Below are 17,391 nucleotides of genomic sequence, written 5' to 3'. Positions count from 1 at the left end.
CTTTTCCGGGGGATATTGCTACAATGACAGTGGACGGGACGGGGGCGGCGCCCCTTTTCCTAAAATTGATATCAAATGCACTCAGAGTGTGCATTTAAATGGGAGGCGGCAGATTTTGGAGGGAACAGTCAGAATTTACAGAGAAAATTATACACATCTCCCGGAAAGATTCAGAAGAAAAATAGAACATGACCTTGACTATATACAGCGGCGAAATATTCCGGACCTCAGAAAAATATTCCTTTTCGGAAGCTGCGCTCGTGGAGAGGTCCGAAGTACAAGTGATATAGATTTGTTGATTGTTACAGGGCAGCGTCTGCAGGATCGCGTGCTTGCCGCTGATATCCGGTGGACTCTGGATGAGGAGATCGATGGAGTTCATACGGACATTGTTTATATGAGCGGAGAATCGACGGAAAACCCGTCTGTATTCGGAAATGAAATAGAGCGGGATAAAAAACTGATACTGGAGGTGGAAAAGTGATAAAGAATTCTTATATTGACATTGCGGAAAATGACCTGGAATATCTGGAATCTGTCCTGCGTACAGGAAGCAGGTTTTATAATCAGCTCGCAGTGCAGTGCCAGCAGGTTGCTGAAAAATACCTGAAAGGTTATCTTGATAAATTGATGACTGATGAAGATGTCTCAGATCTGCTGAGAAAGCACAATATGAAAAGAATTGCCTCAAAACTTAACGATGTTTATCCTGAATTGGAACTCGACACAGTTGGACTTGCATATTTAACCGATTTTTATTTTGACGCACGATACCCGGGAGATGATTTTATGACTGTATCAGAGAAAGAATTTCAGAAATGTCTGGATATCATGTACGATACAGTCGGCAGACTGAAAAAACTCGATGAACAGCCCGGGGAGATGTCGGTATGAACGAGGAGGTAGCGGTATGAAGATAAAGAGAATCATGATCTCTGCGGCCATATTTCTCTGGGCGTTTCTGATCGCAGCCGTCTTCCGGGAGATTGTCTGGCACTTTTTTGATCCGCCTCAGAGCGTGGGAAGCACAGTGCAGACATTGAGCGATGATCCGGAAGAGACAGCGCAAAAATGGTTTGAGGAATATTTTGACCGGCTGAAAGGGTGGACCGTGCCCTATGAGTACCGGATCGTGGATGTACAGATTGATCAGTCAGAGATACTTACCGATCTGGATGTCCCGTATGTTCAGCTTGATTATACGGTTCGGGTGGCGAGCGCGAATGACCGGATTGTGCAGAATCTGGAACTGGCGGGCACGGATACACGGAATGTGTATATCGGACAGATGGTGCTCAGTTTTGAAGACAACGGAGACGGTACATATACGCTGACAGACAGACTGCGGCCTGTTCAGTACCAGATCAGAACGCCCCAGTTTCAGGAGGAGCGGAACATGCCTCAGACAGAACACTATAAGATGAACACAGAAGAGCCGATGACGTATTATATCGCGGACGGAGTTCTGTATGTGACATATGATTCCGGAGAAAACCTGATCGAGGTGCCGGACGGATACGAGAGAGTCTGCGGTACGGAAAACGGAACATACAATGAGCTTCTGGCATATAACAGCTATATTGTGACAGAAGAGTTTACTGCCTTTGTTGCCGGAAATGATCTTCTCTACAGTATGGATCAGGGCGAAACATGGCAGACAAGCCATATCACGGACTGGCCGAGTATTGCAAACCGTTTCCTCTCAAAGACGGACAGCGGATATTATGTGACAATTGCAGTGGACCGGTCGCTTGGAAACGACTACTATGCCACTTTTTACTCATCGGACCTTAAGACGTGGACAGATGTGCCGTCAATCGAGAGCGGATGGAGCGGCCTGGACTGTGTTTTCTGGACGGCTGATGACAGGGGGTATTATGCCAGAGAAAATGTACTCTGGGTGACCCGGGACGGCGGCGCGTCCTACGAGATGATCACGGTACCTGAGGCAGCGGAAGTGACTGCGGATCAGGGATTCAATCCTTTTGACACGGTGGAAAGGATGTATGAGGAGGACGGGGTTCTCTTTCTGATTCTCGGTCAGGGAGAGGACGGAGACTATGTAAAAGGCGGGGTGCTGATGGAAGCACTGTACCGGTCTGAGGACGGACTGAATTTTACCTTTGTGGAAGAAGTGGCAGATGACACGCCGGAAGAGGCAGGATAGGAGGCGGGAAAAATGAAAAAAATACTGTGGCTAATTGTTGGTATTGCAGCCGCCTTCCTTTCGGGAATGTATCTGTACGAAGGCGGAAAGCTCTTTTTCTGGTACCGGGATTACAGGCTGGGGCTCCTTACAATGGCGGCCGGATGCGCGGTATTCCCTCTCTTTGTGTGGTCGATGATGCGGTTTTACGGCATTTTTTCCGAGTCCTCTGCGTGGGAAAATCCCGCGCCGGGTATGTTGCCGGCTGTGACAGTCCTTGTATTCGGATGTGCTGCCGCCGGGGTGGTCCTTCATGTGATAAGACTGTATTCCCCGTTTGCCGCGCTTTTTGCCGCAGCAGGGACGCTCGGAGCGGCGCTTCTTCTTGCCGCAGCCGTATTTTTCGCGAAAAATCATGAAAGATAACTGAGAAGAAAGGAACAAAAACAATGGATGCGGATGTTTTGCAGTTTTTTGATCAGCACCCGGATGCGCTGCCGCTCTATGAGAAATTTGAGGGAAGAGTGACGGATGAGATCGAAGATGTGACAGTGAAAGTACAGAAGACACAGATCTCATTTTACAATCCCCATATGTTTGCCTGTGTTTCATTCGCAAAGGTGCGTAAGGCGGCCATGCGGCCGGAATCCTATATTGTCGTCACCTTCGGACTGGGATACAGGAAGGAATCCCCGCGGATTGACATCGCCACGGAGGCGCACCCAAACCGCTGGACGCATCATGTGCTTGTGTCTGAGCAGGAGGAGATCGACGATGAACTGATGGAATGGATCAGAGAGGCGGCGCGGTTCTCAGCGTCCAAAAGCAGAAAACGGGCCGGAAATCGTTAGGATTCCTGGTCCGTTTTCTGTTCGGGCAACGAGCCAAAGTCCGGGCTTGCGCTGAGCAGGTTATCCGTTGTTGTTTTGAGTACACGAGCAAATATTTTCAATTCAATATCAGTTACAAATCTTTTTCCGCATTCAATCCTCTGAATTGCGTTTTTATCGAGATCCAGTCCCTCCAGCTGCACCATATCGGCGAATTCTCTCTGCGAGACTTTTGGCACGATCTGCTCACGGAGCAATTTTATTTTTCTGCCGCAGATGTTATTTGTACCTTTTGAAGATTTGTTTTTAAACAATAATATCCCTCCTGTGAATTATGCAATAGACATTTGATGTCAGTTATGAGGTATTCTATGTCATGAACCGATTTGAGTTGACATCTATAGAATGTCAACGTGTGACTATTATGTTAAACATAAACAGGGTTTTTTCTGTGAACAGTCGGTTGACAGAGAAGGAGGGTGACGGTATGCTATAATTATTCGAAAATCATTCGGTTAAGGAGTGGTGCGCATGAAGCGTGAGATCGGGATCAGGGATATCCGGGGAATCCGGATCGGACAGACGGAAAATACAGAGGCGGGGACAGGGTGTACCGTATTCCTGGCGGAAAACGGCGAAGGAATGGCGGCAGGGCTTGATGTGCGGGGCGGCGGACCGGCCTCAAGGGAGTCTGAACTGCTCAGTCCGCTCGCAGCGGCAAAAACAGTGCACGCAGTCCTGCTTTCCGGGGGCAGTGCCTTTGGCCTGGATGCAGCCGGCGGAGTGATGCAGTACCTGGAAGAGCGGGGAATCGGTTTCGATGTGGGCGTTACGAAAGTGCCGCTTGTATGTCAGTCGTCCCTGTTTGATCTGACTGTCGGTGATCCCGGGATAAGACCGGACAAGGCGATGGGGTATGCGGCCTGTCTCGGCGCGGAGCAGGAGAATTACCGGGACGGCAGCTGCGGCGCCGGATGCGGGGCTACAGTCGGGAAATTCGCCGGTATGGAGTTCTGCATGAAAACCGGCATCGGAAGCTGCGCGGTATCTCTCGGTGAACTTCAGGTTGGAGCGGTAGTAGCTGTCAACGCCCTGGGAGATGTCTATGACTGGAAGACCGGGGAGAAGATTGCAGGCATGCTGACGGAAGACAGGAAAACGTTCCGCGACTCATGCGAGCTGATGTACGCTTCCACGGAAGTGATAGAGAACAAATTTACCGGAAACACGACGCTTGGGGTCGTTATTACCAATGCGGCATTTAACAAGGCGGAGCTTGGCAAGATTGCCGGTATGGCGCAGGACGGGCTGGCACGTTCCGTGCGCCCGGTACATACAACTGCAGACGGAGACAGTATTTATGCTCTGTCAGTTGGCAGGATCAGAGCGGATCAGGATCTCGTCGGAACACTTGCCGCAGAGGCAGTAAGCGAGGCGATTACCCGGGCTGTGAAAAACGCGGCAGGAGCATACGGATTTCCGTCATACAGCGATCTGCATACTGAACCACAGCAGTGAAATACAGCGGTCTGCACGCCGAAGCGCAGCGATGAAATACGGCAATTTGTACACCGCAGCACAGCATGAAATTCTGAAAAATAAAGAATAGAAATCAGAAAGATAAAAAATTAAATAAGACCACAGGGGGAGAAAGATGGACAGAGTCATACTTGGAAAAACAGGCCTGGAAGTAAACAAAAACGGATTTGGCGCGCTGCCGGTCCAGAGAGTGGAGAAGAAGGATGCGGTATACCTGCTTCAGAAAGCGTTTTACGGCGGAATCAATTATTTCGACACGGCCCGCGGCTACACGGACAGCGAGGAAAAAATGGGTGCGGCCTTTGAGTATACGCGGGACCGGATCGTCATCAGCACAAAGACGATGGCGGGAGATGCAGAGAAATTCTGGAGCGACCTCCACGAGAGCCTGCGCCTTCTGAAGACCGATTATATCGATATTTACCAGTTCCACAACCCGGCGTTTTGTCCGAAACCGGGTGACGGGACAGGACTTTACGAGGCGGCTCTCGAAGCAAAAAAGCAGGGAAAGATCCGGCACATCGGCATCACGAACCACCGGATCGCGGTAGCCCGGGAGGCGATTGAGTCCGGCCTTTACGAGACGCTTCAGTTCCCGTTTTCCTATCTGGCGGCTGAGGCAGACTTAAAGATTGTGGAGGCGTGCAGAGAGGCGGGAATGGGATTTATCGCCATGAAAGCACTCTCAGGCGGCCTGATCCATAACTCCGCATGCGCCTATGCCTATATGAATCAGCCGCAGTTTGATCATGTGGCGCCGATCTGGGGAATCCAGAGAGAGTCAGAGCTTGATGAGTTCCTCTCATATCAGGAATGTCCGCCGGTTCTGGATGGGAAGATGAAAGCGGAGATGGACGCGGACAGAGAACAGCTCTCCGGGGATTTCTGCAGGGGCTGCGGATACTGCATGCCATGTCCGGCAGGAATTGAGATCAACAACTGTGCGAGAATCAGTCTCCTTCTGCGGCGCGCGCCCCAGGCGGGATGGCTCTCGGAAGAGTGGCAGGAGAAGATGAAGAAGATCGAAGGGTGCCTGAACTGCGGACAGTGCAGAAGCAGATGCCCCTACGGACTGGACACGCCGAAGCTGCTTGTGAAAAATTACGAGGACTATAAGACATTTCTGAAATAGAAGACCGGGGAATTCCGGAAACAGAAGGTGAGACAGAAGATCCGGAAAACCCGCTTGTAAACGGGGAAAATATTTATTATAATAGCAGAGGAAATGCGGGATTCGCCGCAGGCATATCGAAGGAGGAAAAACAGGATGGTACATCATATTGTAATGTGGAAATTCAAACCGGAAATCGAAGAGGAGAGAAAGCCTCAGCTGAAAAAGGACATGGAGAAAAACTTGTCTTCCCTTGTAGGTCAGGTGCCGGGACTCTTAAGCGTAAAGTTTGTGGCAGAGCCGCTTCCGTCCGCAACCCATGACATGGCGCTTGTGACGACGATGGAGAAGCCGGAGGATATCCCTGCATACTCCAAACATCCGGCTCATCAGAATGTGGCCAACACATATGTGCGCCCGTTCGTGACAGAGAGAGCATGTCTCGACTATGAGGACTGAGAAAAGAGGAAACAGGAAACAGAACTGACAGGCATTGCTGATATCTGCAGCATACAGACAGCATAGAATGAATGTGCCGCACATACACTGAATATAAAAGGCGTATGTGTGGCATTTTTATGGACAGAGAGCAGATCAGGGAGAGACTGGCGTCGGCTGCAAGTATGCCGAAAGACGTCGTCATGGGCGCAGCGGTTCTTACGGCACTGGGAAATTTTGAGGTGTGCGTGGAAAATTACCGCGGGATCACGGAATATACAGACACTCTTGTCAGAGTGCAGACGAAAGAGGGGCAGATCCGCGTAAGCGGAAAGAGACTCCAGGTGGAGTACTACACAAACAGTGAGATGAAGATTACCGGGAAAATCAGCAAAATAGAATTCGTCGACGGGAGGAAGGAAGAGTGATCCATACATTGATCCGTTTCCTGAGAGGGTATGTCAGAATCCGGGTGGAGGGATATTCTCCCGAGCGTTTTCTGAACATGTGCTCTTATCACAGTCTCTATATATGGGGGCTGGCGCCCTCCGGGCAGGGGTATGAGTTCTGTATGAGCGCCCGCGATCTGAAAAAGATCAGGCCCCTTGCCCGAAAGACGCACACGAAGATCAGAGTGACCGGGCGGTACGGCCTGCCGTTTCTGGCGGTGAAATACAGAAAAAGGAAGCTTTTTTTCTTCGGGATTTTTGTCTGTGTTATTCTGCTTAAAGTCTACTCACTCTTTATATGGGATATCCATTTTGAGGGGAATGAAAGGCGGACGGACGAGGCGCTCTCGGCGTATCTGGAATCCACCGGGGTCCGCCCGCTCATGCTCAAAAGCAGCGTGGACTGTCCGGGTATTGTAAAAAATATCAGGAAGGAATATAATGATATCGTTTGGGTTTCCGCATCTCTTGACGGGAGCAGACTGAAAATTCAGGTCAAGGAAAACGAAGACCCCTCTCTTGGAGAGGATGCGGATGTCTTAAAGGATGAGACCCCTGTCGATCTTGTCGCATCGGCGGACGGCGTGATTACGGAGATTGTCACAAGGTCCGGCGTGCCGCAGGTCCATGTGGGCGATGAAGTGAAAAAGGGAGACATCCTTGTCCTCGGGCGGGTGGATGTATTAAACGATGCGGGTGAGGTGACCGGATACCAGTACCGGCACTCTGACGCAGATATTTACGCGGACACGCAGATGGAATACACAGATACAATCTCCCTGATTTATGAGGAAAAGAATTATGAAAACAAAATGAGATACCGCCCCTTCCTGCGGATCGGCAGCGTGACGCTGTCGGTTGGAACGCTGAACAATGATTTCGAGCACTGTGAGATCACTTCTTCGGAGACGGCGCTGAAACTGGGTGAGAATTTCCGCCCTCCTGTCTCCTTCGGCATACAGACGGCACGCGCCTACACACTTGCGGAAAAGAGATATGAGCAGGAGGAGGCAAGAGAGATCCTGAGCGTGAATTTCAGCCGGTTTTGCGGGGAATTGGAGGAAAAAGGTGTTCAAATCCGGGATAATAGTGTTAAAATACACCTGTATGACGATTCCGCGGAGGCGTCGGGCACGGTGTATCTCACTGAGAGTATCGCCCAGGAAGCCGATACGGAAATATTAACGATCGAAAGGAAAGAAACGGATGAGTCTGTCGGAACTGATGATTGACATACCGGCCGGGCACGAGGCGAATGTGTTCGGTCAGTTTGACGCATATGCAAAGAAACTTGAGAGAACATTTCACGTCACGCTGATCGCGAGAGACGGAAGCACAAAGATTGTAGGGGAGAGCGCCGCCGCTGAAAAAGTGCAGCGGATCTTAAACCAGCTTCTGGAACTCTCAAGGCGGGGAAACGTGATTACAGAGCAGAATGTGGACTATGCCATCTCCCTTGTCTTTGAGGATCAGGAAGAAGGAATTGTGGAGATCGATAAGGATCTGATCTGCTATACCCTTCAGGGAAAGCCGATCAAGCCCAAGACACTCGGACAGAAAAAATATGTGGACGCCATCCGCGACGGCATGATCACGTTCGGCCTGGGGCCTGCGGGGACAGGAAAGACCTATCTTGCAATGGCCATGGCGATCACCGCGTTTAAGCGCAACGAAGTGAGCCGGATTATACTGACAAGACCGGCTATCGAGGCGGGGGAGAAGCTGGGATTTCTCCCCGGAGATCTTCAGAGCAAGATCGATCCTTACCTGCGTCCGCTCTATGATGCGCTCTATCAGATTATGGGCGCAGAAAGTTTTGTGAAAAACTCGGAGAAAGGGCTGATTGAGGTCGCGCCCCTTGCGTACATGAGAGGGCGGACTTTAGACAACGCGTTTATCATTCTGGACGAGGCGCAGAACACGACTCCTGCGCAGATGAAGATGTTCCTGACAAGAATCGGCTTCGGCTCAAAGGTCGTGATCACCGGAGACGCCACCCAGAAAGACCTGCCGTCCGGAGCGGTGTCGGGGCTGGATGTGGCGGTAAAAGTTGTAAAGGGACTGGAAGGCATCTCCATCTGTACGCTGACAAGCAAGGATGTCGTACGCCACCCGCTTGTCCAGAAGATCGTAAAGGCATATGAAGAATACGAGAAAAAGTCCGCGGCGAAGACCCGCGGCAGAAGGAGCAGATCATGAGCCTTTATATAGAGAGGGAAGATGAAAGGGAGTTTTCTTTCGACGCAGAGGAGACGGCCCATCTCGCAGTGGAGGGGGCGCTTGACTATATCGGCTGTCCATTTGAGGCAGAGGTAAACCTGCTTCTTACAACAGATGAGGAGATACACCGAATGAACCGGGAACACAGGCAAACGGACCGTGCTACGGACGTTCTCTCTTTCCCCATGCTTGAGTTTGAGATCCCGGGAGAGTTCTCCGGGTTTGAGGAAGAATGTCAGGACGTATTCAACCCGGAGAGCGGCGAACTGATGCTGGGGGATATTGTGATATCCACCGACCATGTGGCAGCGCAGGCTGCGGAGTACGGGCACTCCGAGCGCCGGGAATACGCGTTTCTGATTGTACACAGTATGCTTCATCTTTTCGGCTTTGACCATATGGAAGAGGGGGAGCGCGAAGTGATGGAAGCAAAACAGAGAGAGATCATGGAAAAGATCAATATACCGCGATGACAAAGGAGGAGTCATATGGCTGACACACCCAGGAACAGAAAAACAAAAAAAGACGACTACATTGTCCAGGGAACGATCCTGGCCGCGGCGGTTGTGATTACGAAAGTAATCGGTGTCGTGTACCGGATTCCGCTTACCAATATTCTGGGCGATGAGGGAAACGGCTTCTACGGATATGCGTACCAGGTGTATGCCATCGCTCTGATGCTGTCATCTCTTAGTCTTCCGACTGCGGTGTCCAAACTTGTCTCCGCGCGTGTAGCTGCCGGAGAGAGAAGAAACGCGTTCCGCGTGTTTGTATGTTCGCTTGTGTTCGCTGCGGTTGTAGGGCTTGTAGTTTCCCTTGCGATTTTCTTCGGCGCAGGTGCCGTTTCGGAATATATGATGAGAGCTCCGCTGAGTGCCTACGCGCTCAGAGTGCTTGCTCCGGGCCTTCTTATTGTGGCGGTGATGGCTGTTCTCAGAGGCTATTTTCAGGGGCTCGGAACGATGATGCCGACCGCGATCTCCCAGATCATTGAGCAGATTATCAATGCGGTTGTCAGTATCGTAGGAGCAAGCGTACTCTTCGGAATGGGAACAAGAGCAGGGGAGAAAGCGGGGGAGGAACTTCTGGGCCCTGCCTACGGGGCCGCAGGCGGAACGCTGGGAACCGTACTCGGGGCGCTGGCAGGACTTCTGTTTCTGCTCTTTGTGCTCTGGGCCTTCCGCGGAGGAATACGAAGACAGTTAAGGAGGGACAGAAGGAGCCGTGAGGAGACCTATTCTCACATTTTAAAAGCGCTTGTCCTCACCGCTGTTCCTGTGATTTTCAGTACTGCGATTTACAATATCAACCAGATCCTGGACCTGACAATCTTCAACCATATCATGGACGCGCAGGGCTTTACGGAGCAGCAGTACATGTCGCTGCAGGGTATTTATACAGGAAAATATGATCCTCTGATCAATGTCCCCATGTCGATTCCCTACGCGCTCAGTTCATCGATCGTGCCAAGCCTGACCGCGGTTGTAATGGCGAAAAACAAGAAGAAGACCTATTACCAGATCGATCAGACACTCCGTCTTACGACGATCATAACGATACCGAGCTGCGTGGGATTCATCGCCCTTGCATCGCCGCTGATGGTGCTTCTGTATAATGACGACAGCGCGACTCCGGCTAATCTTCTGATGATGGGAGCGATTGTCATTGTGCTGTACGGCTGGTCCACGATCACCAACTCTGTGCTTCAGGGGCTGAACTATATGAGCACACCGGCGAAAAACGCGGCTATCGCGCTGGTCGTGCATCTGATCGCCTTTGTGATTATGATGACTGTGTTCCGCATGAACGTTTACGCGCTGGCAGCAGGCAACATTGTATTTTCTCTTGTAATGGCATTTTTGAATCAGAGAAAGATTCATCAGGTGTGCGGATTCCGTGTCAATATAAAGAAAACGTTCTTAAAGCCCATACTCGCTTCTCTGATCATGGGCATTATTACATATGCGGTGCATTTCGGCCTTGACCGTCTGATCGGAGGCAGGGTGATTCCGACAGTCGTTGCGATTCTCATTGCGATGGCAGTGTATGTGGTGCTCATTCTGAAGATGGGCGCAGTGTCCGACGACGATGTGGAGTCGCTCCCCATGGGCGCGCGGATTCTCCGTGTGTGCAGAAGGCTTCACCTCATGCCGGAACCGGCGGATCTTGACATCTGAGTGAATAAAAAGCAGCAGAAAGCCAATACTGTATAAAAAAGGAGTGGAGACGATGAGATCCAGATACATGATTGGCTTTGTTGCTGCTTTTGTCCTTTTTGTCCTGTTCCTCTCGGCGGGATATCAGATCACCTACGACCGGGTGATGGACAGGCAGGCGCTTAAGCAGGAAGAGATATCCGATGCGCAGAGCATCGCGGCAGAGGGTGACGCGGTAAACGATACAGAAGACGGCGGCGGATACTATCTCTGCGAACTTCAGGGATTTGTCGTCGTTTATCTGGAAGACAGGAAAACGATCTACGAGTTTACGGAGATACCGCTTACAGACCTGCCCGAAGAAGTACAGCAGGAAGTGGCGGAAGGAAAATATATGAAAGACCACGGGGACCTCTACGCGTTTCTGGAAAACTATTCGAGCTGACCGGATGCGCAGGGAAGCTCTGCCTGAGTTATGCGCGCCGGGAAGTTCCTGCCTGACTTAGTGGTGGACGAACCGGAATAAATAGTGTATAATACAATCCGGCATTCCGCAGGGATGCAGCTTTCTGTGTGAAACAGAGAATGAAACAGAGAAGAAACGAAGAAAAGCGGACGGCAGCATGAATCGGTAGAAGTCCGCTTTATCAGCGGGGAGAGAAGTATGGACAGTCAGAAAATAGAACGGATCAACGAACTGTACCGCAAGTCGAAGGCAGAGGGATTAACTGACGACGAGAAGAAAGAGCAGAAGATCTTAAGGGCAGAGTATCTGGAAGCAGTAAAGGCCAATCTGCGCGGACAGCTCAACAATATCGATATTGAGGAGAAAGACGGCACCGTCGTGAATCTTGGTGAAAAATACGGGAACAGAAGAAAAAAAGGACATTAGAAAACAGTATCTGGGGATCCGGAAAAGCATTCCTTCGGATGTACGGGCGGATGCGGACCGGAGAATAACGGAACGGCTTCTTGAAAGCAGTCTCTTTCTGGAGGCGCAGTCTGTCTATTGCTATGTGTCTTATGGACACGAGGCGGACACGAGACGGATTCTGGAAGAGTCCCTTCGGAGGGGAAAGAAGACGGCGGCGCCCAGGGTACTCGGAAAAAGAAGAATGGAGTTCTTTTTCCTCGAAACGACGGAGGATTTGTCGCCCGGTTTTCATTCCATACCGGAGCCGGTGACGAAATGTGAGATGGCGCCTCTTCCGGGGAGCGACGCCCTTGTGATCATGCCGGGCACAGCCTTTGACAGGAAGGGGGCAAGGCTTGGCTACGGGGGAGGCTATTATGACGCCTACTTAAGCAGATGCCCGGAGTGCGAAAGAGCTGCCATTGCCTATTCCGTGCAGATCACGCAGTTGCTTCCGAGAGAGCCTCATGATGTCCGTCCCCATGTGATATTTACGGAAAAGGAGATGATCGTATGTCCTCAGGAGCAGGACTTCCGGGAGATCCGGTGATGCTTCTTAGCGTCATCAACACGAAACTGAGAGATTTTTATCCGTCGCTGGAAGCGCTGTGCGACGATATGCAGATTGATAAAAAGGAACTTACGGAATCCCTCGGCGCCATCGATTATGCTTATGACGCGGGAAGAAACCAGTTCGTTTGATTACATAGGAATACAGGAAAGATTATATGGAGAAGAATAGAGAAATCAGAGAGACAGAGAACATCCCTGTTACGGAGCCGGAGAGGCAGTATTATTTTATCGAAAAGGCGGCTGCGCATTTAAGAGAGATGAGCAGGGAGGCGGGAAGACCGCTTACATTCTGCGTCACAACGTTCGGCTGTCAGATGAATGCCCGGGATTCTGAAAAGCTTGTCGGAATTCTGGAAAAAATCGGGTATGTGGAAGAGGAGAACGAGGAGAAGGCGGACTTCGTGATCTACAATACGTGTACGGTGAGGGAGAACGCCAACTTAAGAGTGTACGGACGGCTGGGCCAGCTTGGGCGGATCAAGAAGAAAAACCCTCATATGATGATTGCGCTGTGCGGCTGCATGATGCAGGAACCGGAAGTGGTGGAAAAGTTAAAAAAGAGCTACCGGTTCGTTGATCTGATTTTCGGTACGCATAATATTTATAAATTCGCGGAGCTTCTCGCGACAAGGATGGAGTCTGACCGGACTGTGATCGACATATGGAAGGACACGGACCGGATTGTGGAGGATCTTCCGAGTGAGAGAAAATACCCGTTTAAATCCGGAGTGAATATCATGTTCGGCTGCAACAATTTCTGCAGCTACTGTATCGTCCCCTATGTCCGCGGCCGGGAGAGGAGCCGGGATCCTAAGGCAATCATCCGCGAGATTGAACGGCTTTCAGCTGACGGGGTGTCCGAGGTGATGCTTCTCGGACAGAATGTCAATTCCTACGGAAAGACCTTCAATCCGCCGGTTACGTTTGCGCAGCTCTTAAAAGAGATCGAGAAGGTAGAGGGGATCCGCAGAATACGTTTTATGACGTCGCATCCGAAGGATCTCTCGGACGAGCTGATCGAAGTGATGGCACGGTCGAAAAAGATCTGCCGGCATCTTCATCTTCCGGTTCAGTCCGGAAGCACGCGGATTCTTGAAAAGATGAACCGCCGGTACACGAAAGAAGGATATCTTGACCTTGTAGAGAGAATCAGAAAGGCGATGCCGGATATCTCTCTTACAACAGATATCATTGTCGGATTTCCGGGGGAGACAGAAGCAGATTTTGAAGACACGATGGACGTGGTGAGAAAGGTTCGCTATGACAGTGCGTTTACGTTCATTTATTCCAAACGGACCGGAACTCCGGCAGCGGTTATGGAAGATCAGGTGCCGGAGGAGGTTGTAAAGAAGCGTTTCCAGAGACTTCTCGACGAAGTGCAGACGATCGCGGCCGAGGCATGTGCCGTCCACGAGGGGACGGTTCAGGAGGCGCTCGTGGAGTCGGTAAACGAACATGATGACAGCCTTGTGACAGGAAGGCTTGGAAATAACCTTCTTGTGCATTTCCCGGGAGACGAGTCGATGATCGGCAGCTATGTGAATGTCCGTCTCAATGAATGCAGAGGATTTTACTACATCGGGGAGAGGACAGAGAAGGAAAAATAAAGTTTTAAATTAAGAGTTCCGGAGAATGGGACTCTTTTTTTAGGTCATATTTTCCGTCCGGCCTCATATATTGTGTAAAGAGGTGGACAAGATGGAAAGAAGGGAAAGAAAATCACAGATACTTAACATTCTTGCAAAAAGCGTGCGACGGATTATCCAGGATGAGATTCCGGATTTTGAAGGAGTTCAGGAAATCCGTTTAAGAACCGGACAGCCGGTACGCGTTGTGATGACGGACCGGGAGAGAATCCTCCCCGGTGAGCAGAAGCCGCATATTATGACAAAGGAAGAGATGAGGGAGACAATGGAATATATCAGCCATTACTCCCTCTACGCATATGAAAATGAATTAAGACAGGGATTTCTGACAGTGGAAGGAGGACACAGAGTCGGCGTGGCGGGAAAGGTAATCATGGAGAAAGAAAAGGTAAAAAACATTCAGTACATATCATCGGTCAATATCAGGGTGTCTCACGAGGTGATCGGCTGTGCGGACGAACTGCTCCCCTATATTACGAAGAACCGGCAGGTATGCCACACGCTGATTATCTCACCGCCCTGCTGCGGAAAAACAACACTGATCCGGGATCTGATCCGCCAGATCTCGGACGGGAACAAGTATGTCAAAGGGTGTACGGTCGGCGTGGTCGACGAGCGGTCAGAGCTTGGAGGGTGTTATCTGGGCATTGCCCAGAACCACCTGGGAGGAAGGACGGATATTCTGGACTGCTGTCCGAAAGCAGAGGGGATGATTATGCTGATACGGTCTATGGCGCCTCAGGTTATCGCTGTGGATGAGATCGGGACAAGCGAGGATATCCATGCCATCGAATATGCCATGCAGTGCGGCTGCAAGCTGATTGCAAGCGTACACGGGCTTGACATGAACGAGGCGAAAAACAGGCCTGTACTCGGAGAACTGATCCGGAGGCGGATGTTTGAGCGGTACGTTGTTCTCGGAAACGGCAGTCATCCCGGGGAAATACGCGGAATTTATGATGAGCGGGGGAGTGTGCTGTGCAGAGGGTGATCGGAGCTGTGCTGATTCTGACCGCTACGGCAGGCGCGGGATACATGTACGGCAGGGATCTGAAAGAATATCTGAGGAAAATGATCTATCTGCGGTATGTATTCGGCCTGATCCGGGGAGAGATCTCCTATACGTCCGCCCCGCTGCCGGAGATCTTTTTCTCGATCGGGGAAAAGATCAGAGAACCTTACGGGCTGTGGCTTAAAATGACGGCGCGGGAGCTTGAGGATCGGGAGGAGTCCGGCTTTACAAGAGCGTGGAACCGGTGCGCGGACCGGTATCTGAGAGGACTTGGATTAAAGTATGAGCACATGATTCTTATCAAAGAGCCGGGGACGTTTCTGGGGAGTCTTCAGAAGGACACGCTGGATCACACGCTCCAGCTCTACTTAAACCGAATGGATCTGGAAATAGAGAAATTGCGTGACGGACTTGCCGCAAAAGTCCGGGTCGGCAGCTGCCTCGGTGTGATGAGCGGCATATTTCTCATCGTGATCCTGCTTTAGACTATGGAGGAAGCATGAATATCAATCTAATCTTTCGGATCGCCGCGGTGGGGATCCTCGTGTCCATATTAAGCCAGGTACTCAAACACAGCGGAAGGGAGGAGCAGGCGTTTCTTGCCAGCCTTGCCGGCCTGATTCTGGTTCTGTCGTGGATTCTGCCGTATATTTATGATCTCTTTCAGACGATCCGGCAGCTTTTCGCGCTCTGAGGAGGTGAGTGGATGAGTGTGATGCAGGTCGGGATCATCGGCGTGGTCGGAGCGGTGCTTGCAGTGCAGCTGAAGGGAACGAAGGCAGAGTACGCGGTGTATATAAGCGTTGCGGCCGGAATCCTTCTCCTTTCGTTCATCGCGGGCAGGCTGGAGGTGTTTGTACAGGCAGTCGAACAGGCCGCTTCCTATGTAAATATAGACTCCGGCTACCTATCTATCATGATGCGGATGATCGGAATCACGTATATCGCGGAATTTTCATCCGGAATCTGCAGGGACGCAGGGTATCAGACGCTGGCAGGTCAGATTGAGATCTTCGGGAAGCTGACCATTCTGGTGCTCGGAATGCCTGTTTTGACCGCCCTGCTCGGTACGATACAGGAGTTTCTGACATGATGAGGGGCAGGAAGCAGTTCCTTCTCACTGTAGCGCTTGTGCTCCTTGTATTCGGGCTGGGAACACGGATTGTCAGCGCTGAGGAACGGACGGATTCGGAGAATGCGGCAGCTGCGGGAAACATGGAGACGGCAGAAAATGATGAGCGTGCGGGAGACGAGGAGAACGCAGAGAATACGGCGGACGGGTTTCTGCAGGAAGAAGTGGAGGAGGCAATGTTCTCGGAGATCGACTTCAGTGAGATCGAGGACAGTCTGACAGAGATGCTCCCTGAGGCGAAGACATCGTTTTCGGATCTTGTAAACGTGATGATTTCGGGAGAGACGGCAGAGCTTGGACAGACGTTTCTCAACTTTGCTGCGGACCAGCTCTTTTATGAATTTAACAGCAGCAGGCATATTCTGGCATATATACTTGCGGTGGCGCTTACGGCAGCGGTGTTCAGCAATTTCGCGGGCGCATTGAAAAGCAGACAGATCTCGGAGATCAGTTTTTATGTAACGTATATTCTGCTTGTTACGCTGTGCCTGAATTCCTTTCAGACACTGTCTCTTGGTGTGGAAGAGCGGCTGGATTCCCTGATGGATTTTATGCGGGTGCTGTGCCCTGGGTTTTTTATGGCGGTGGCGTTTGCCTCGGGAAGTACGTCGGCGCTGTTCTTTTACAATATTATTCTTCTCCTGATTTATGTGGCGGAGGCAGTCGTTGTGCGGTTTGTTCTCCCGGTAATCAATATCTACATTATGGTGCGCGTGCTGGGCTGTCTCACCGGGGAAGATTTCCTCTCGGAATTCGCAGATCTGATCCGGAAGGCAGTTACATGGACCTTAAGGACGCTTCTGGCCTGTGTAGTCGGGGTGAACGTCGTGCAGGGGCTGCTGGCACCGGCTATTGATACGCTGAAAAGAAGCGCGCTCACGCGTACCGCCGAAGCGCTGCCCTGGGTGGGAAACGTGATGGGCGGCGCGGCGGAGCTTGTTCTTGGCACAGCCGTGCTGATCAAAAACGGAATCGGAATGGCAGGGGCGGCTGCGGCGGTTGCCGTCTGCGCATCGCCAATCCTGCAGATGGCGGTTATGACATTTCTGTACAAACTGACGGCCGCACTTGTTCAGCCGGTATCCGACAAGCGGATTACGATGTGCATAAGCGGAGTCAGCGAAGGGTATGAACTGATGATGCGTTCCGTCTTTACGACAGGGGTGCTTTTTCTTCTCACGATTGCGGTGGTGGCTGCGTCCACCTCCTGAAGTGCAGGGAGGTGA

At 51.2% G+C, this 17,391-nt stretch carries 24 protein-coding genes; 23 read left to right on the top strand and 1 reads right to left on the bottom strand.

Going from position 1 to position 17,391, the window contains the following annotated elements:
* Positions 1 to 88: 88 nt before the first annotated feature.
* Genes LKD70_RS03460 through LKD70_RS03440 form a run of 5 tightly spaced genes read left to right on the top strand, consistent with a single transcriptional unit; the run spans position 89 to position 2,997 of the window.
* The gene (locus tag LKD70_RS03460; RefSeq protein WP_227706658.1) at positions 89 to 484 is read left to right on the top strand and encodes a nucleotidyltransferase family protein; all 396 of its coding nucleotides are present in this window, start codon (positions 89 to 91) and stop codon (positions 482 to 484) included.
* A complete protein-coding gene (locus LKD70_RS03455; RefSeq protein WP_227706657.1) occupies positions 481 to 894 on the top strand; it encodes a HEPN domain-containing protein in 414 nt (137 codons plus the stop codon). Before LKD70_RS03460 ends, LKD70_RS03455 begins: the two co-directional genes overlap by 4 nt.
* A gap of 16 nt (positions 895 to 910) precedes the next feature.
* Positions 911 to 2,167, top strand: coding sequence for a beta propeller repeat protein (locus LKD70_RS03450; RefSeq protein WP_227706656.1), 1,257 nt, complete (start codon positions 911 to 913; stop codon positions 2,165 to 2,167).
* 12 nt (positions 2,168 to 2,179) lie between these two features.
* Positions 2,180 to 2,572: a hypothetical protein gene (locus tag LKD70_RS03445; protein WP_227706655.1), complete on the top strand. Its 393-nt coding sequence runs from the start codon at positions 2,180 to 2,182 to the stop codon at positions 2,570 to 2,572.
* Between the two features lie 23 nt (positions 2,573 to 2,595).
* Positions 2,596 to 2,997: a DUF5655 domain-containing protein gene (locus LKD70_RS03440; protein ID WP_227706654.1), complete on the top strand. Its 402-nt coding sequence runs from the start codon at positions 2,596 to 2,598 to the stop codon at positions 2,995 to 2,997.
* On the opposite strand, the gene LKD70_RS03435 is transcribed toward LKD70_RS03440, so the two are convergent.
* A complete protein-coding gene (locus tag LKD70_RS03435; protein ID WP_227706653.1) occupies positions 2,994 to 3,290 on the bottom strand; it encodes a helix-turn-helix domain-containing protein in 297 nt (98 codons plus the stop codon). The two genes, LKD70_RS03440 and LKD70_RS03435, sit on opposite strands and share 4 nt — an antisense overlap.
* A gap of 217 nt (positions 3,291 to 3,507) precedes the next feature.
* On the opposite strand from LKD70_RS03435, the gene LKD70_RS03430 reads away from it, so the two are divergent.
* The 18 genes from LKD70_RS03430 to LKD70_RS03345 all read left to right on the top strand — a co-directional run bounded on the left by LKD70_RS03430 (position 3,508) and on the right by LKD70_RS03345 (position 17,376).
* A complete protein-coding gene (locus tag LKD70_RS03430; RefSeq protein WP_227706652.1) occupies positions 3,508 to 4,494 on the top strand; it encodes a P1 family peptidase in 987 nt (328 codons plus the stop codon).
* 136 nt (positions 4,495 to 4,630) lie between these two features.
* Positions 4,631 to 5,647, top strand: a complete 1,017-nt coding sequence (locus LKD70_RS03425; RefSeq protein ID WP_227706651.1) for an aldo/keto reductase — start codon at positions 4,631 to 4,633, stop codon at positions 5,645 to 5,647.
* 135 nt (positions 5,648 to 5,782) lie between these two features.
* Complete coding sequence (locus LKD70_RS03420) at positions 5,783 to 6,085, top strand: Dabb family protein (protein ID WP_227706650.1); 303 nt, start codon at positions 5,783 to 5,785, stop codon at positions 6,083 to 6,085.
* 119 nt (positions 6,086 to 6,204) lie between these two features.
* Positions 6,205 to 6,492, top strand: a complete 288-nt coding sequence (locus LKD70_RS03415) for a YabP/YqfC family sporulation protein (RefSeq protein ID WP_227706649.1) — start codon at positions 6,205 to 6,207, stop codon at positions 6,490 to 6,492.
* Positions 6,489 to 7,745 carry a sporulation protein YqfD gene (locus tag LKD70_RS03410; RefSeq protein WP_227706648.1) on the top strand — a complete coding sequence of 419 codons (1,257 nt, stop codon included), beginning with the start codon at positions 6,489 to 6,491 and terminating at the stop codon, positions 7,743 to 7,745. The genes LKD70_RS03415 and LKD70_RS03410 overlap by 4 nt, the downstream gene beginning before the upstream one ends.
* The gene (locus tag LKD70_RS03405; protein WP_227706647.1) at positions 7,720 to 8,712 is read left to right on the top strand and encodes a PhoH family protein; all 993 of its coding nucleotides are present in this window, start codon (positions 7,720 to 7,722) and stop codon (positions 8,710 to 8,712) included. The genes LKD70_RS03410 and LKD70_RS03405 overlap by 26 nt, the downstream gene beginning before the upstream one ends.
* Positions 8,709 to 9,206: an rRNA maturation RNase YbeY gene (ybeY, locus tag LKD70_RS03400; protein ID WP_227706646.1), complete on the top strand. Its 498-nt coding sequence runs from the start codon at positions 8,709 to 8,711 to the stop codon at positions 9,204 to 9,206. Before LKD70_RS03405 ends, ybeY begins: the two co-directional genes overlap by 4 nt.
* Before the next feature lie 15 nt (positions 9,207 to 9,221).
* Positions 9,222 to 10,910: a putative polysaccharide biosynthesis protein gene (locus LKD70_RS03395; RefSeq protein ID WP_227706645.1), complete on the top strand. Its 1,689-nt coding sequence runs from the start codon at positions 9,222 to 9,224 to the stop codon at positions 10,908 to 10,910.
* A gap of 52 nt (positions 10,911 to 10,962) precedes the next feature.
* Positions 10,963 to 11,334 carry a hypothetical protein gene (locus LKD70_RS03390; protein WP_227706644.1) on the top strand — a complete coding sequence of 124 codons (372 nt, stop codon included), beginning with the start codon at positions 10,963 to 10,965 and terminating at the stop codon, positions 11,332 to 11,334.
* A 219-nt stretch (positions 11,335 to 11,553) separates the two neighbouring features.
* A complete protein-coding gene (locus tag LKD70_RS03385) occupies positions 11,554 to 11,781 on the top strand; it encodes a DUF896 domain-containing protein (RefSeq protein ID WP_227706643.1) in 228 nt (75 codons plus the stop codon).
* On the top strand, positions 11,744 to 12,352 hold the full coding sequence (locus LKD70_RS03380) for a 5-formyltetrahydrofolate cyclo-ligase (RefSeq protein WP_227706733.1): 609 nt from the start codon (positions 11,744 to 11,746) through the stop codon (positions 12,350 to 12,352). Before LKD70_RS03385 ends, LKD70_RS03380 begins: the two co-directional genes overlap by 38 nt.
* Positions 12,316 to 12,504 (top strand): DUF4250 domain-containing protein, encoded by a 189-nt coding sequence (locus LKD70_RS03375; RefSeq protein ID WP_227706642.1) that lies wholly within the window; start codon positions 12,316 to 12,318, stop codon positions 12,502 to 12,504. Before LKD70_RS03380 ends, LKD70_RS03375 begins: the two co-directional genes overlap by 37 nt.
* A 26-nt stretch (positions 12,505 to 12,530) precedes the next feature.
* Positions 12,531 to 13,982 carry a tRNA (N6-isopentenyl adenosine(37)-C2)-methylthiotransferase MiaB gene (miaB, locus tag LKD70_RS03370; protein WP_227706641.1) on the top strand — a complete coding sequence of 484 codons (1,452 nt, stop codon included), beginning with the start codon at positions 12,531 to 12,533 and terminating at the stop codon, positions 13,980 to 13,982.
* 91 nt (positions 13,983 to 14,073) lie between these two features.
* Positions 14,074 to 15,012 carry a stage III sporulation protein AA gene (gene spoIIIAA / locus LKD70_RS03365; protein ID WP_227706640.1) on the top strand — a complete coding sequence of 313 codons (939 nt, stop codon included), beginning with the start codon at positions 14,074 to 14,076 and terminating at the stop codon, positions 15,010 to 15,012.
* On the top strand, positions 15,000 to 15,518 hold the full coding sequence (locus LKD70_RS03360; protein ID WP_227706639.1) for a stage III sporulation protein AB: 519 nt from the start codon (positions 15,000 to 15,002) through the stop codon (positions 15,516 to 15,518). The genes spoIIIAA and LKD70_RS03360 overlap by 13 nt, the downstream gene beginning before the upstream one ends.
* A 14-nt stretch (positions 15,519 to 15,532) precedes the next feature.
* Complete coding sequence (gene spoIIIAC / locus LKD70_RS03355) at positions 15,533 to 15,727, top strand: stage III sporulation protein AC (RefSeq protein ID WP_227706638.1); 195 nt, start codon at positions 15,533 to 15,535, stop codon at positions 15,725 to 15,727.
* 12 nt (positions 15,728 to 15,739) lie between these two features.
* On the top strand, positions 15,740 to 16,126 hold the full coding sequence (locus LKD70_RS03350) for a SpoIIIAC/SpoIIIAD family protein (protein WP_227706637.1): 387 nt from the start codon (positions 15,740 to 15,742) through the stop codon (positions 16,124 to 16,126).
* On the top strand, positions 16,123 to 17,376 hold the full coding sequence (locus LKD70_RS03345; RefSeq protein WP_227706636.1) for a stage III sporulation protein AE: 1,254 nt from the start codon (positions 16,123 to 16,125) through the stop codon (positions 17,374 to 17,376). The genes LKD70_RS03350 and LKD70_RS03345 overlap by 4 nt, the downstream gene beginning before the upstream one ends.
* Positions 17,377 to 17,391 lie beyond the last annotated feature (15 nt).

The sequence above is a fragment of the Ruminococcus turbiniformis genome (assembly GCF_020687545.1).
Taxonomy (GTDB): Bacteria; Bacillota; Clostridia; order Lachnospirales; family Lachnospiraceae; genus Mediterraneibacter; species Mediterraneibacter turbiniformis.
The sequence above is the reverse complement of the archived record's forward strand: the minus strand, read 5'-3'. Positions and strand labels throughout refer to the sequence as shown.